This window comes from Nonomuraea sp. WAC 01424 (genome assembly GCF_003947315.1).
GTDB classification, from domain to species: Bacteria; Actinomycetota; Actinomycetes; order Streptosporangiales; family Streptosporangiaceae; genus Nonomuraea; species Nonomuraea spiralis.
Window position 1 is genome coordinate 46657 of record NZ_QHHZ01000013.1, and the last position, 14413, is coordinate 61069.

The 14413-nt window shown below is 72.1% G+C and carries 11 protein-coding genes; 6 read left to right on the forward strand and 5 right to left on the reverse strand.

Translation table 11 applies throughout. The features are described 5' to 3' along the window. Position 1 precedes the first annotated feature (1 nt). Positions 2 to 4837: a DNA repair ATPase gene (locus DMB42_RS32545; protein ID WP_125640421.1), complete on the forward strand. Its 4836-nt coding sequence runs from the start codon at positions 2 to 4 to the stop codon at positions 4835 to 4837. Positions 4838 to 4840: 3 nt separating this feature from the next. Here the strand turns inward: DMB42_RS32545 and abc-f are convergent, their stop codons facing one another. Next, the gene (gene abc-f / locus DMB42_RS32550; protein ID WP_125640424.1) at positions 4841 to 6460 is read right to left on the reverse strand and encodes a ribosomal protection-like ABC-F family protein; all 1620 of its coding nucleotides are present in this window, start codon (positions 6458 to 6460) and stop codon (positions 4841 to 4843) included. 158 nt (positions 6461 to 6618) lie between these two features. Continuing rightward, complete coding sequence (locus DMB42_RS32555; RefSeq protein WP_260478083.1) at positions 6619 to 7059, reverse strand: MarR family winged helix-turn-helix transcriptional regulator; 441 nt, start codon at positions 7057 to 7059, stop codon at positions 6619 to 6621. A gap of 85 nt (positions 7060 to 7144) precedes the next feature. Here DMB42_RS32555 and DMB42_RS32560 point away from each other — a divergent pair, with 85 nt between their 5' ends. Further along, a complete protein-coding gene (locus tag DMB42_RS32560; RefSeq protein WP_125640430.1) occupies positions 7145 to 8128 on the forward strand; it encodes an FAD-dependent monooxygenase in 984 nt (327 codons plus the stop codon). Here the strand turns inward: DMB42_RS32560 and DMB42_RS32565 are convergent. Continuing rightward, positions 8090 to 8968 carry a 4-hydroxy-tetrahydrodipicolinate synthase gene (locus DMB42_RS32565; RefSeq protein WP_125640432.1) on the reverse strand — a complete coding sequence of 293 codons (879 nt, stop codon included), beginning with the start codon at positions 8966 to 8968 and terminating at the stop codon, positions 8090 to 8092. The two genes, DMB42_RS32560 and DMB42_RS32565, sit on opposite strands and share 39 nt — an antisense overlap. Before the next feature lie 71 nt (positions 8969 to 9039). On the opposite strand from DMB42_RS32565, the gene DMB42_RS32570 reads away from it, so the two are divergent. Continuing rightward, positions 9040 to 9909, forward strand: coding sequence for a LysR family transcriptional regulator (locus DMB42_RS32570; RefSeq protein ID WP_125640435.1), 870 nt, complete (start codon positions 9040 to 9042; stop codon positions 9907 to 9909). A gap of 35 nt (positions 9910 to 9944) precedes the next feature. Here DMB42_RS32570 and DMB42_RS32575 read toward each other — a convergent pair whose 3' ends face one another. After that, positions 9945 to 10532 (reverse strand): TetR/AcrR family transcriptional regulator, encoded by a 588-nt coding sequence (locus DMB42_RS32575; RefSeq protein ID WP_221762458.1) that lies wholly within the window; start codon positions 10530 to 10532, stop codon positions 9945 to 9947. Positions 10533 to 10619: 87 nt separating this feature from the next. Between DMB42_RS32575 and DMB42_RS32580 the strand changes: the two genes are divergently transcribed. Then, the gene (locus DMB42_RS32580; protein ID WP_125640441.1) at positions 10620 to 11573 is read left to right on the forward strand and encodes a zinc-binding dehydrogenase; all 954 of its coding nucleotides are present in this window, start codon (positions 10620 to 10622) and stop codon (positions 11571 to 11573) included. 4 nt (positions 11574 to 11577) lie between these two features. Here the strand turns inward: DMB42_RS32580 and DMB42_RS32585 are convergent, their stop codons facing one another. Further along, positions 11578 to 12528 (reverse strand): serine hydrolase, encoded by a 951-nt coding sequence (locus tag DMB42_RS32585; RefSeq protein WP_221762459.1) that lies wholly within the window; start codon positions 12526 to 12528, stop codon positions 11578 to 11580. A gap of 129 nt (positions 12529 to 12657) precedes the next feature. Between DMB42_RS32585 and DMB42_RS32590 the strand changes: the two genes are divergently transcribed. After that, positions 12658 to 13641, forward strand: a complete 984-nt coding sequence (locus DMB42_RS32590; RefSeq protein WP_125640445.1) for a polyprenyl synthetase family protein — start codon at positions 12658 to 12660, stop codon at positions 13639 to 13641. 85 nt (positions 13642 to 13726) lie between these two features. Next, a complete protein-coding gene (locus DMB42_RS32595; RefSeq protein WP_125640448.1) occupies positions 13727 to 14401 on the forward strand; it encodes a hypothetical protein in 675 nt (224 codons plus the stop codon). Positions 14402 to 14413 lie beyond the last annotated feature (12 nt).

The following is a 14413-nucleotide window of genomic DNA, read 5'->3' on the forward strand; positions in this document are numbered from 1 at the left end:
CGTGAGCACCACCGGGCTGGAAGCCGGGACCTACGAGGTTCTCAGGAACCGCCTCCAGACGCAGGCCAAGGCCCTCGCGGCGGCGGCCGACGAGGTCAACGGGCAGCGGCTGCGCGTCTTCGGCGGCGCGGAGCTGCGCCTGCTCGGCACCGAGCGGATCAGGACCGAGAACAACTGCGTCCCGAGGGACATCGTCTCGCTGGGCGAGGTGATGTTGTTCGGCTACAACGTCTTCATCGGGCTCAAGCCGGAGACGACCGTGGCCGACGTGTTCGCCGTGCACCGCTTCACCAGGGACGGGGACACGTTCACGTTCGAGACCGGCAAGCTGGAGACGCTGGAGGAGCCGGCGTTCAGGAAGGACTTCGCCGAGCTGTACCGGTACTACAAGGAGACCAGTCTCCAGCAGCTCAGGCGGGTCGAGGGCAAGCTGCTGGCGGTGTTCAGGACGGGTCCGGCGGACACGCGGGTGCTCAGATGGGCGGTCAGCAACGGCGGGATCCCGAAATATCTGGATAACCGGGGAGAACGGGACCACGTCTTCCCCCCGTCCCACGACTTCGAGTGGACGCCGACCACCCGCGACGACCACGTGCTCGGCCGCCATCCGCACATCTCGATCGAGGGCGAGGTCTTCGTCGAGACCATCGGCGGCGACCTGACCATCAAGGTCGAGAACAACACCGAGACCGGCGCGGGCGTCTACTCCGAACCGGTCGCCGAACGCCTCCAGTCCCTGGCCGACGCCGACGTCGAGTACGCCAGGGTCGGGCCGCTCGTGCTCATGCGGATCAGGCCGTACAAGGAGCCGGACTGGCGGCATCTGGTCTTCAACACCCGTACCAAGGCGGTGACCAGGCTCGACGGCATCGGCCAGTCCTGCCAGCGGCTGCCCGAGGACCAGGGGCTGATCTTCCCGGGCGGGTACTACCTGGCGACCGGGATCAGCAAGACGTTCGACACGGACGTGACGGACCTGGAGTTCGAGCGGGTCGTGCGCTCCCCCAACGGCGAGGACGTCCTGTACGTCTTCCACGCCCGGGGCGACGGCCGTTCGTTGCTGCTGCCGTACAACGTGATCAGGAAGGAGGTGGCCAACCCCATCGTCTGCCACGGGTACTCGCTGTTCGACGACGGCACGATGGTGGTCTTCCGCGCCCTCTCCGAGGAGCCGACCCGGGTCCACCCGATGCAGGTGTGGCAGACGCCGTACGTGTCCGACACCTACGCCGCCGCCCAGCCCGCCGGGACCGGGCCCCTGGAGCGCATCGGCAACGCCGAGCTGGTGCGCGGCATCTCCGACTGCCTGTCCGTGGCCCGCATGGTCGAGGAGATGGCGGCGTCGGCGGCCACGTTCGAGGCGCTGATCGCCGCCTGCACCCGCGCGGCCGACTCCTACCACTGGCTCGGCGAGCACGGTCTCGCCGTCCCGCTCGCCGACGTACGCGCCACCGCCGAGCAGGTGCTCGACGAGTACGAGAACGTCGAGGAGCTCACCCGCCAGGCCGCCGACACCCTGGCGGCGGCGGCCGAGGAGACCACCCACCTGGTACGCCAGGCCGCCGCCGACACCCCGGCCACCGCCGACGCCTGGGTCACCACGCTGGCCGGTCTGCGCAGGCAGCAGGGCCGCCTGGTGACCCTGCGCGACGTCCGCCACCTGGACCTCGCCGGCCTGGACGAGCTGTCCGCCGCCGTGACCGGTGAGCTGGCCGCGACCGGCAGGCGGGCGGTCGCCTTCCTGGAGGGCGCCGACGCGTTCACCGCCTACCACGCGGCGGTCGAACGGCTGGCCGCCGACGCCGCCGCGATCGCGACCGTGGCCGAGGCCGCGCCGGTCGCCGAGCGGCTGGCCGAGCAGGCGGAGGGCCTGGAGGTGGTGACGGAGGTCGTCGGCTCGCTGGACATCGCCGACGCCACCGTCCGCACGTCGATCCTGGGCCGGATCGCCGAGGTGCTCGCCGGAGTGAACCGGGCGCGGGCCGTGCTCGACGGACGCCGGCGCGAGCTGCTGGGCTCGGAGGGCCGCGCGGCCTTCGCCGCCGAGTTCGCCCTGTTCGGCCAGGCCGTCTCGGGCGCGCTGGCGATGGCCGACACACCGGACAAATGCGACGAGCAACTGGGCCGCCTGATGCTCCAGGTGGAGGGCCTGGAGTCGCGGTTCGGCGAGTTCGACGACTTCGCCGCCCAGCTCGCGGCCAAGCGGGACGAGGTCTACGAGGCGTTCTCGGCCAGGAAGCAGACCCAGCTCGACGGCCTGGCCAGGCGGGCCGACCGGCTCTTCGCCTCGGCCGAGCGCATCCTGGGCAGCGTGACCGGGCGGCTGGCGGCGCTGAAGTCGGCGGACGAGGTCAACACGTACTTCGCCACCGATCCGATGGTCGGTAGGATCCGTACGGCGGCGGCCGAGCTGCGTTCGCTGGGCGACGCCGTACGGGCCGAGGAGCTGGACGGGCGGGTCAAGGCGGCGCAGCAGGAGGCGGGCCGCGCCCTGCGGGACCGCCTGGACCTGTTCTCCGACGGCGGCGAGACGCTGCGCCTCGGCCACCACCGCTTCGCGGTCAACACCCAGCCGATCGACCTGACGCTGGTCCCGCACGTGGAGCGAGGGGGTACCGGCCGCGACGGCGAACACGTCGTCATGCAGTTCGCGATCACCGGCACCGACTACCGGGCGCCCGTGCCGGCCTCGTTCGCCGACACCCGCCCGTTCTGGGACCAGCTCCTGGTGTCGGAGACGCCGGACATGTACCGGGCCGAGCACCTGGCCGTCTCCCTCCTGGCGTCCGTACGGCCCGGCGATCCCCTGGCCGACCTCGTACGCCAGGCCGCCGAACAACGCTACGACGAGGGCTACGAACGCGGCGTGCACGACCACGACGCCACCCTCATCCTGGACGCCCTGCTCCGCCTGCACGAGGACGCGGGCCTCCTGCGTTACCCGCCCGAGGCCCGCGCGGCGGCCCAGCTCTTCTGGGCCTTCGGGACGGACGAGGTTTCACGTAAAACATTCGCCACCAGAGCCGCTTCCCTGGTCCGCGCCCGCGTGGTCTTCGGTCGTACACCGGCCCTGGAGAGCCTGGCCGCAGAGCTCGGCACGCTGATCGCCGCCTTCTCCACGGACCAGGACGCCGGGGAGAACGTGGCCGGGCTCGCCGGCGAGTACCTGGTCGAAGAGCTGGGCGGCAGCCCGGCCGGCTTCGTGACCAGCAAGGCCGCCCGCGACCTCCTCGACGGCTTCCGGCAGCGGCTCGGCCCGGCCGGGAGCCGCGAGTTCGAGGGCGAGCTGGCCGCGCTGCCCCTGCCCGAGCGGCTGCAGCTCGCCCGCGCCTGGATCGGCGCCTACCAGCGGCGTCCCGAGGTGGCCGAGGCCGTCGCCGTGCACCTGTGCGACCTGCCCCGGCACGACTCCAGTGCCGCCACCGAGGAGACCGTCGAGGGCCTGCTCGGGGCCCACCCGCGCATCGAGGACCGCAGGCTGCGGATCAGGCTCGACGAGCTGCTGACCAGGGCCCACGCCTTCGCGCGGGAGCGGGTCCCGGCCTACCGCGCCTACCAGCGCCGCCGCAACGAGCTGGTCGAGCAGGAACGCCACCGGCTGCGCCTGGACGAGTACAAGCCCAAGGTCATGAGCGCGTTCGTCCGCAACCGCCTGCTCGACGAGGTCTACCTGCCGCTGATCGGCGACAACCTGGCCAAGCAGCTCGGCGCGGCGGGCGCGGGCAAACGCACCGACCAGATGGGCCTGCTGCTGCTCATCTCGCCGCCCGGCTACGGCAAGACCACCCTGATGGAGTACGTCGCCAGCCGCCTCGGCCTGGTCTTCGTCAAGGTGAACGGCCCGGCCCTCGGCCACGGCGTCACCTCGCTCGACCCGGCCGACGCGCCCGACGCCACGGCCAGGCAGGAGGTCGAGAAGATCTCCTTCGCCCTGGAGACCGGCAACAACACCCTGCTCTACCTGGACGACATCCAGCACACCTCGCCGGAGCTGCTGCAGAAGTTCATCTCGCTGTGCGACGCCCAGCGCCGCATCGAGGGTGTCTGGAACGGCCGGACCCGCACGTACGACCTGCGCGGCAAGCGCTTCGCGGTGTGCATGGCGGGCAACCCGTACACCGAGTCCGGGCAGCGTTTCCGTATCCCGGACATGCTGGCCAACCGCGCCGACGTGTGGAACCTGGGCGACGTGCTCTCCGGCAGGGGCGACCTGTTCGCGCTGAGCTACGTGGACAACGCGCTGACCTCCAACCCGGTCCTCGCGCCGCTCTCGGGCCGCGACCGCGCCGACGTCGAACTGCTGGTACGCCTGGCCAAGGGCGACCCTGCCGTCCGCCCCGACCAGCTCAGGCACCCCTACGGCAAGGCCGAGCTGGACCAGGTGCTCAGCGTCCTGGCCAAGCTGGTACGGGTCCAGGAGGTCGTGCTGGCCAACAACACGGCGTACATCGCCTCGGCGTCGCAGGCGGAGGCGTCCAGGACCGAGCCGCCGTACCGGTTGCAGGGGTCGTACCGGAACATGAACAAGCTGGCCGAACGCATCGTGCCCGCCATGAACGACGACGAGCTGGAGGCGGTGATCGACGACCACTACCTGGGCGAGGCGCAGACCCTCACCCAGGACGCCGAGGCGAACCTGCTCAAGCTGGCCGAGCTGCGCGGCCGCCTCACCCCCGCCCAGGCGGCGCGGTGGGCGGAGATCAAGGCGGCCTTCCTGAGGGCCAGGGCCCTCGGGGGCGACGGCGACGACCCGATGTCCAGAGCGGTGGGCGCCCTGAGCCTGCTGGCCGACCGGGTGGGCGAGGTCGGGTCGGCCATCAGGGAGGCGGACCGCTGAGGGTCAGGCCACTCTGGCGCCGGCACGCAGCTCCAGGTGGGAGCCGGTGAAGGCGGCACGCATACGGCGGTCGTGGGTGACGATCACCAGCGCGCCCCGGTAACGGGCCAGCGCCTCCTCAAGCTGCTCCACCAGCATCGGTGACAGGTGGTTGGTCGGCTCGTCCAGCAGGAGCAGGTCCACCGGGTGGCTGACCAGGCGGGCCAGCTCGACCCTGCGGCGCTGCCCGTACGAGAGGTCGGCCAGCCTCCGGCGCAGGTCGTCCGGCCGGAACAGGCCGAGGCCGAGCAGCCGGTCGGCGTGCTCGTCGGGGCTGCCCGGCCGTCCTTCGGCGAAGGCCGCGAGGACGGTACGGTCCAGCCGTACCGCCTGGTCGTCCTGGCGGAGCAGGCCGACGCGTCCGGACCGGCGTACGGTTCCCTCGTCGGGGCGCAGTTCGCCGGCGAGCACGCGCATGAGCGTGGTCTTGCCCGTGCCGTTCGGCCCGGTGACCAGTACCCGCTCGCCCCGCCGTACGACCAGCTCCTCCAGCCGCAACCGGCCCGCCACCCGCACCGCCGCCACCACGACCGCCGGGGATTCCCCCGGTGCGACCACGCCGCCCTCCGAGGGCGGGGTGGTGGTGACGGCGGCGGTGAAGCGGAGGGGGACGGGCGGCGGCGGGACCTGGTGTTCGTGGAGCCACCGCATGCGCTGTTGTGACTGCCTGACGCGCCCCGCCGCCCCGTGCGTACGCGCCCGCGCCCGCCACGCCCCGGTGCCCATCCCCGCCTGGGTCATCCTGCGCGGCACGGCCGCCATCCGCCCCGCGTTGGCCGCCACCAGACCCGTGTGCCGGGCCAGCTCGGACCTCCACTCCTCGTGGGCCCGCACGTGCGCGGCCCGTTCGGCGGCCTTGGCCGCGAGGTAGCCCGAATACCCGTCGCCGTAGCGGCGCACCCGCCCGTCGGAGACCTCCAGGATCACCGAGGTGACCCGGTCGAGGAACGCCCGGTCGTGGGTGATCGCGACGACCGTGCCGCGGTGCTCGCGCAGGTGCCGTTCGAGCCAGGCGACGGCCTGGTCGTCCAGGTCGTTGGTCGGCTCGTCGAGCAGCAGCAGCTCCGGCGCGGCGGCCAGCGTCGCGGCCAGGACCAGCCTGGACCGCTCGCCGCCCGACAGCGTGGAGATCGGGCGGTCCCGGTCGAGGCCGGGCAGGCCCAGGCCGTGCAGCGCGATCTCCACGCGGGTGTCGGCGTCGTAGCCGCCGCGCGCCTCGAACTCCGCGACGGCCTCGGCGTAGGCGTCCAGGTCGGTGGCGGCGAGCGCGCGCATCCGCGCCTCGACCTCGCGCAGCTCGGCCAGGGCCAGGTCGATCACGTCGGCCACGGTGGCGTGCGGCGGCAGCTCCAGCGACTGCGGGAGGTGTCCCACGCCGCCGGGCGCGACCACGGTCAGCTCGCCGTTGTCCGGACGTTCGACGCCGGCCATGAGCTTGAGCAGCGTGGACTTGCCCGAGCCGTTGTCGCCGATGACGCCGGCCTTCTCGCCCGGCCTGACGGTGAGGGACACCCGGTCCAGGACGACCCGGGTGTCGTAACGCTTGGTGATCTCGGTAAGTGCCAATTGGGCAGCGGTACGCATAGAGGCTCCACCTCCTCGTCTCAACGCGGATATGACCAGTACGAGGCGCGGCGGAGCGATCGGCTCAACGCGGTGGCGCCTCGGGCGCGAGAATCACAGGAAGCAGTAGCCCATATCGCCGGATACGGTAACCCGTAACCGGATCTTTGTACAGCCCTTTATTCGGCACGCAGCGCCGCGGTGGCCTCCCGTTGCAGGGCCGTGGACCGCTTGAGGTAGCCGGCGATCAGGGCCAGCTCGTCGTCGGTGTAGTCGTCGTACAGGCCGTTCATGGCGGCCACGAACGGCTCGAACAGCTCGCCGAACCCCGCCAGCCGCTCCCAGTTGATCTCGACGATGACCCGGCGCCGGTCCTTGGTGTCGCGGACCCTGCGTACCAGCCACTTGGCCTCCAGCCGGTCGATCAGCCCGCTGATCGACGCCGGGGCCAGGCCGGTGTGCTGGGAGAGCTCGCCCGCGGTCAGCGGCCCGAGGCGTTGCAGCAGGTCGAGCGTCTTCTCCTCGGTCATCCCCAGGCCCAGCCGCTCGCCCATGGCGCTGTGGTACATGACCGCGGCGTTGCTGCTCTCACGGCCCGCCTCGACCAATTCGTCCAACAATTTCTTTCGATGCTCCGAAATATCTCTGGACATCCCTCAAACTCCCCTCATAGTATTTCGTTCGACCGAACGAAAGGATATCACCATGAAGGTCCTGATCATAGGCTGCGGCATCGGCGGCCCCGTCACCGCGATGGCGCTCCAGGCGGCCGGCATCGACGCCGAGATCCACGAGGCGTACGGGCGGGGCGCCGAGAACGTGGGCTCGTTCCTCAACCTCGCCTCCAACGGCCTGGCCGCCCTGCGCGTGCTCGGCGCGCACCGCGAGGTGTTGTCGTCGGCCATCCCCACCCCGCGCCTGGTCTCCTACGACGACACCGGCGACGAGGTCGTGGCCTCCTTCGAGGACGGCACGTCGGCCACCGGCGACCTGCTGATCGCCTGCGACGGCGTGCACTCGCGCACCCGCTCGCTCCTCGACCCCGCCGCGCCCGGCCCGCGCTACAGCGGCCTGTACAGCTTCGGCGGCATCGTCCGGGACGCCGGTGTCAGCGGCGAGCCCGGCGTCTACAACATGGTCTTCGGCAAGCGGGCCTTCTTCGGCTACACGGTGTCCGGCTCGGGCGACACGTGGTGGTTCGCGAACCTGCCCAGGCGGCTCGGCGACGTGCCCGCGGACTGGAAGCCGGTCCTGGTGGAGGCGTTCGAGGGGGACGCGAACATCTCGGCCGACATCATCCGCCGCAGCCCGGTCGACCTGGCGCTGCCGGTGTACGACCTGCCGCCGGTGCCCGTCTGGCACAAGGGCCGCGTCCTGCTCACCGGGGACGCCGCGCACGCCACCTCGCCCAGCTCCGGCCAGGGCGCCTCGCTGGCCGTCGAGGACGCGGTCGTGCTGGCCAGGTGCCTGCGGGAGAGCAAGGGCCACCGCGAGGCGTTCGAACGCTTCGAGGCCGAACGGCGGCCCAGGGTGGAACGGGTCGTGGCCTACTCCAGGACGATCAGCAACAGCAAGGCCGCGGGCCCGGTCGCCCGGGTCTTCCGCGACCTGATGTTGCCGATGTTCCTGAAGAAGAGCGCGAGCCAGGAGTCACTGGCCTGGATGTACCGCCACCAGGTCAGCCTGTGACACCGCGGCGGCGGAGGCGGGCAGCAGCGGCAGCCGTACGTCGGGGGTGGGGATCAGGCCCCTGGCGTGCAGGACGCCCTTGATCACGGTCGGGTTGGGCTCGGCGAAGAGCGCGTGGGAGACCCGGGCCAGCCGGTGCCCGAGCGGGCGCGCCGTGGCCACGTCGCCGGCCTGCCAGGCGTCCACCAGCTCGACGAAGCTCCTGGTCAGTACGTGCGCGGAGGCCAGGATGCCGCCGGAGGCGCCGAGCGCGAGCAGCGGCGAGACGAACGCGTCGTCGCCGCCGACCACCTCGAACCCGTCGGGCAGGTCACCGAGCAGGTCGATCGTGTCCTGGTCGATGCCGCCCACGGCGTACTTGACGCCCGCGATGTTGGGATGTTCCCCGAGTGCCCGCAGTGTCGCGGCGCCCACGGCCTGTCCGGTCCGATAGGGGATGTGGTAGATCACCAGCGGCACGGGTGAAGCCTCGGCCAGCGCCTCGAAGTGCGCGATCACGCCGCGCTCGCCGGGCCGCAGGAAGTACGGCACGGTCACCAGCGCCGCCCCCACCCCGCCGGGCAGCTCGCGCAGCGCCGCGGGCGTCGTACGGGTGTCGTTCCCCGTCACGCCCACGGTCAGCAACGCCTCGCGCTCCGCGCACACCCGTACGCAGGTGTCGATCATCAGGGCGCGCTCCGCGGGGTCGAGCGCGGCCACCTCGGCCGTCGTGCCCAGCGCCACGAGCCCGGCCGCACCCTCGTCCAGCATCTGCCCGGCCAGTTTCTCGACCGCGTCGGCGGCCACCTCACCCGACGACGTGAACGGCGTGACCAGCGGTACGTGGATTCCTCTCAGCATGCTTCGAGCCTGCCGCCCGGCGACCTGTTAGGTCCAGTTCGGATTTCTACGTTCGAGCTTAAGATGAACTTATGCTCGATCCCCGCAAGCTCCTGCTGCTCCGCGAGCTGGCCAGGCGCGGCACGATCACGGCCGTCGCCGAAGCCGTCACGTTCACCCCGTCGGCGGTCTCGCAGCAGCTCAGCGCCCTGGAGCGGGAGGCGGGCGTGCCGCTGCTCGAACGCACCGGGCGCACGGTCACGCTGACCCCGGCGGGGCTGCTGCTCGTCGAGCACGCGCAGGCCGTGCTGGAACAACTCGAACGCGCCTCGGCCGCGCTCGCCGCCGCCCGTGGCGGGCCGTCGGGCCCGTTGCGGATCGGCGCGTTCCCGACGGCCACCCGGGTGCTCCTGCCGCCCGCGCTCGCCCGCCTGTCCGGCGCGTACCCGGGGCTTGAGCCGATGGTCGCCGAGATCGACCCCGCCGACGTCTCCGCGGCCCTGCGGGCGGGCGAGCTCGACGTCGCCCTCGTGCACGAGTACGACTTCGTCCCCCCGGTCACCGACGCCTCGATCGAGACCGAGCCCCTGTTCGCCGAGCCGATGTACCTGACCGACCGCGCGCGCGTCCCCGACGCCCGCGACGATCCCTGGATCCTGAGCAAGCCCGGCACGCTCTGCCACACCATGGCGATCAGGGCCTGCCAGGCGGCCGGTTTCGAGCCCCGGGTCCGGCACCACATCGACGACTTCGACACCGTGCTCGCCTTCGCCGCCGCCGGTCAGGGTGTCGCGCTCGTGCCCCGCCTGGCGGCGCTCGCCCCGCCGGCCGGCGTCGCGCTGACCCGCCTGCCCCTGAGCCGCCGTACGCACGCCGCCTTCCGGCGCGGCTACGGCGATCATCCGGCGGTGCGCGCGGCCGTCGCCGCCTTCCACGCCGCCGCGACCACGCTCCCCCTCTGACCGGCCCTTCCCTGGTCGAAGGCCCGGCCCGCCGGTCAGGCGGCGGGCCCGCCGAGCAGCCCTTCGGCCAGGGAGGCGAACGCGCGGGCGAGCCTGGCGCTGTCGCCCGCGCGTAGCTGGCTCGCGATCGGCTCCATGTGCAGGGTGCCCAGCAGCAGGTGGGCGATCTCCTCGGCGTCGACGTCCGGCCGTCCCTCGGCGATCAGCGCGGTCACGTGCCGGTGCCAGCCGACGTAGATCGGATTGGTCTCCCGGGGCTCGGACCTGCGGGTGGTCACCGCGTGCTCGTGCGCCGCGACGAGGTTGCCGTTGCGCGCGGCCAGCTCGGCCACCGCCCCGAGGAAGGCGACCAGCCGCTCGACGGGAGGCGCCCCCGGCCCGAGCGGCGGCGGCCCCTCGGCGACCGCCTCGTCCAGCTCGCGGGCCCGCTCGCCCATCAGCTCCCGCATCAATCCCGTACGGCTGCCGAACCGGTGGAACACCGTCCCCTTGCCCACGCCCGCGGCCACCGCCACGCGCTCGACGGAGACCTGCTCGGGCGGGTGCCGGCGGAGCAGGTCCTCGGCCGCCCGCAGGATCGCCTGCCTGTTGCGCGCGGCGTCGGCCCGCTCTCGACGTTCCATCCGGTCATTCTTGCCCATGGACAAAGTTGACCAGTGGTCCATATATTAACTGGACCTCTGGTTCAGATAACTGCGGAAGGAACCACCATGCGTGCCATCCAGCTCGACGCGACCGGCGGCCCTGAGGCCCTGCGGCTCGTGGACGTGCCCCGCCCTCACCCCGAGGCCGGCCAGGTCGTCGTCCGTACGCGGGCCATCGGCGTCAGCTACGCCGAGACGCAGATCCGCTCGGGTGCGATGCCGTTCCCGCTGCCGCTGCCCGCCGTGCTCGGCGCGGAGGCGGTCGGCGAGGTCGTCGAGGTGGGCGAGGGCGTGGACGACGGGCTGCTCGGCACCGTACGTGTGGGCATCACCGGCGGCCTGGGCGCCTACGCCGAGTACGCGGCCCTCCCGGCCGCCATGACCTGCCCCGTACCGGAGAACGTGACGCCGCTGGAGGCGCTGGCCGGGGCCGCGCCCGGCGCGATCGCCCTCGGCCTGCTGCACCGGGCCCGGCTCGAAGGCGGCGAGACCGTGCTGGTCGAGGCGGGCACCAGCGCGGTCGGCGGGTACGTGACGCAACACGCCAAGGAGTTCGGCGCGGCCCGGGTGATCGCCACCGCCGGCTCGCCCGCCAAGCGGCAGCGGGCCCTCGACCTGGGCGCCGACCTGGTGATCGGGCACGACGACCCCGACTGGCCGGACGAGCTGCCGGAGATCGACGTGGTCTTCGAGTCCATCGGCGGCGCGTCGGCCCGGCGGGTGCTCGACCGGCTCGTCCCCGGCACGGGACGGATGTTGTACTACGGCATGCTGAGCGGCGAGCCCGCCGCCGTCACGGTCGCCGACCTGCTGGAACGCGGCGTGACCGCGATCGGCTGCAGCGGCCCCGGCTGGGCCGGCCAGGTCTTCGGCACGCACTACCCCGAGATGCTGGCCCGCCTGGGCTCAGGACGCAGCCGGGCCTTCGTCGACGGGACCCTCCCGCTCGCGGAGGCGGCCGAGGCTCACCGCCGCCTGGAGTCGCGGGCGCTCACGGGCCGCGTGCTGCTGGTGCCGTGACGGCTCACCGGTCGAGGACGGCGTCGAGCACGGCCGTGGCGCTGACCTGCTGCTCGTTGTACTCCCCCGCCGTCACCGCCACCACCAGCTCCTCATCGGGCACGACGAGCAGCCGCTGGCCGCCGTTCCCGATGGCCTCGACCCACGGGCGGTCGCCGGTGTTGACGTACCACTGGTAGCCGTACCGGAAGGGGCCGTCGATCACGACGCGGGGGCGCGTCATCTCGCGCACCCACCGTACGGGCACGATGCCGAGCCCGTCGCCGAGCACGAGCCGGCCGAGCGCGGCCAGGTCGAGGGGCCGCAGCCGCAGCCCGGCGGCGGCCATGGCCACCCCGTCCGTGCCCTTCGTCCACTCGGCCCCGGTGATCCCGAGCGGCTCGAAGAGCACCTTGGCGGCGTACTCGGGCAGCGGTTCGCCGGCGCCGCGCTCGATGAGCCCGCCGAGCAGGGCCGAGGCGCCGCCACAGTACCGCCAGCGTGTCCCGGCCTCCTCGATGACGGGACGTTCCAGCACGAACCTGTACCGGTCCGGCGCGAGCTCCATCGCGAGCTCGCTGTTCGCGTCGCTCGTGTACGGCACGTCCTCGTTCCAGTCGAGCCCGAGCGTCATGGTGAGCGCGTGCTCGACGGTGAGATGAGCCCGCCCGGGATCAGCCACCAGATCCGGATATTCGGGGAACTGCTGCACCAACCCGGCCTCCGGCGACGGCACCAGCCCGTCGCACAGGGCGACGCCGTACAGGAGCGCCACCACGCTCTTGGTGATCGAGCGCACGTCGTGCGGCGTGTCGCGGTCGAACACGACGTGCCGGGGCTCCTCGGTGATGCGCTGGTCCACGCCCTCGCCGTAGTGCTCGACGACGACCTCGCCGCCCCGCATGACCACGACCGCGTGCAGACCGGGCGCCGTGCCGGCCCGCAGGACCGCGTCGACTCTCTCCGCCGTTCCCATGATGTCCTCCCAAGACCGGAACACATCCTGTACTACCGGCTCACCCGGTGTCAGGGTCAAGTCCGGGGCTGAGAGCGTACTCAGCGTCTCTCAGGCGCGGCACAGCGGCGGGGGCGCACGCTTGGTCCCATGGAGCAACTCGTGAACAGCCCCGCCGTCGCCCAAGGTCTGATCAAGGTCGAGGCCAGGGTCAGGCGGCTCAGCGGTTCGTCCGCGCTGCCCGGGATCAACGCGGGCGCCGGGCGGATCGTCGGCGCCGGCGGCAAGCGGTTGCGTCCGGCGCTGACGCTGGCGACCTCGCTCGCCCTCGGCAAGGCGCCCGACCGCCGGGTGATCACCGCCGCCGCGTGCGTGGAGCTCATCCACGCCGGGTCGCTCGTGCACGACGACCTCATGGACCGGGCGACCGAGCGCCGGGGCACCCGTACGCTCAACGCCGAGCTGGGCGAGGGCAAGGCCCTGGTGATCGGCGACTTCATGCTGGCCAGGGCGGGCCTGGCGGCGATCACGGCAGTGTCCAGGCCGGTCGCCGAGGTGCTCGCGGCCACGGTCGTCGAGCTGGCCGAGGGGCAGTACCTGGAGACGGGCGACCTGTTCGACCCGGCCAGGACGCGGGAGAGCGCGCTGCGCTCGATCACCGGCAAGACCGCCGCGCTGTTCCGGGCCGGCTGTCTGGTGGCGGCCGTCTGCGCGCGGGCCTCCGCCGAGGACCGGGCCCGCGTGGCGGCGTACGGCGAGAAGTTCGGGCTGATCTTCCAGGTGCTCGACGACCTGCTCGACCTGACCGCCTCCAGCGCCCAGCTCGGCAAGCCGGCCGGCAACGACCTGCGGCAGGGCGTCTACAGCCTGCCGCTGCTCATGTCCGGCACCGACCTGCGCGACCTGCTCGGCCGGGACATGAGCGACGAGCAGGTGGCCGAGGCGCTGGCCAGGCTGCGGGCGGGCGACATGGTGGCCAACACTCTGGAGTTCTGCCGGGGCCTGGCCTCCGACGCGCTGGCCGCCCTCCCGGTGATCCACGACAGGGAGATCGCCGCCCTCCTGTACGGCCTCCCCACGGCCTACATCGACCACGTCGCGGGCGTATCGGAGCAGTTGACGGGCGTCGGTTGAGATTTGTTGGAACAATTGGTAGAAATCGCCTCCACAGCCCAGAGGAACGCGCCCATACTGGTGTCACGCACTAGCAGGAGCGCACATGCGAAAGATCCCCCATCGCATGATGATCCGTGACGACGGGCTGGAGTCCAGTCACTTCCTCCAGCTCGCCGCCGTGGACTTCACCGGCATCTACGCGGTCCATCTGGCCGCGAAGGAAGAGCGGCTGAAGATGACCAGGCTCGCGATGAGCCTGTTGTCGGGGCCGTTCCTGGCGGCCATCGCCCTGACCAGCGCCAAGGTGGTGGACCCGCAGAGCCTCACGGAGTGGCAACGCGTGCCGTGGTACCTGTTCGCCCTGGTCGCGGCGTTCGGCGTGCTCAGCGTGCTGGCGTTCCTGCGGCTGATCGAGGCGGCCGACGCCCACGCCAGAACGGCACGGGCGATCAACAACTTCCGCCTCCTGTACGCCTCCAGGCTCAAGGACGAGCTCGGCTGGAGCCCGAACCTGCCGATCGACCCCCGCTTCCCGGAGACGTACGCGCCGCTGGCCTGGCCCGGGATCAACGTGATGACCCTGGCGCTGGCGAACTCGACGTACCTGACGGTCGGCGTCACGGGACTCGGCGGGCAGACCCCGAACCCGCTGCTGCTCGCCTTCAGCATCACGCTCGTCGCGCTGGTCCACTACGCCGTCTACTACGTGCGCTGCAACGTGACCAGGCGGCGCCGGCTCCCGCACAACTCCTACAAGCTCCCGGATCAGGAGACCTGAATGCCCGGCCCT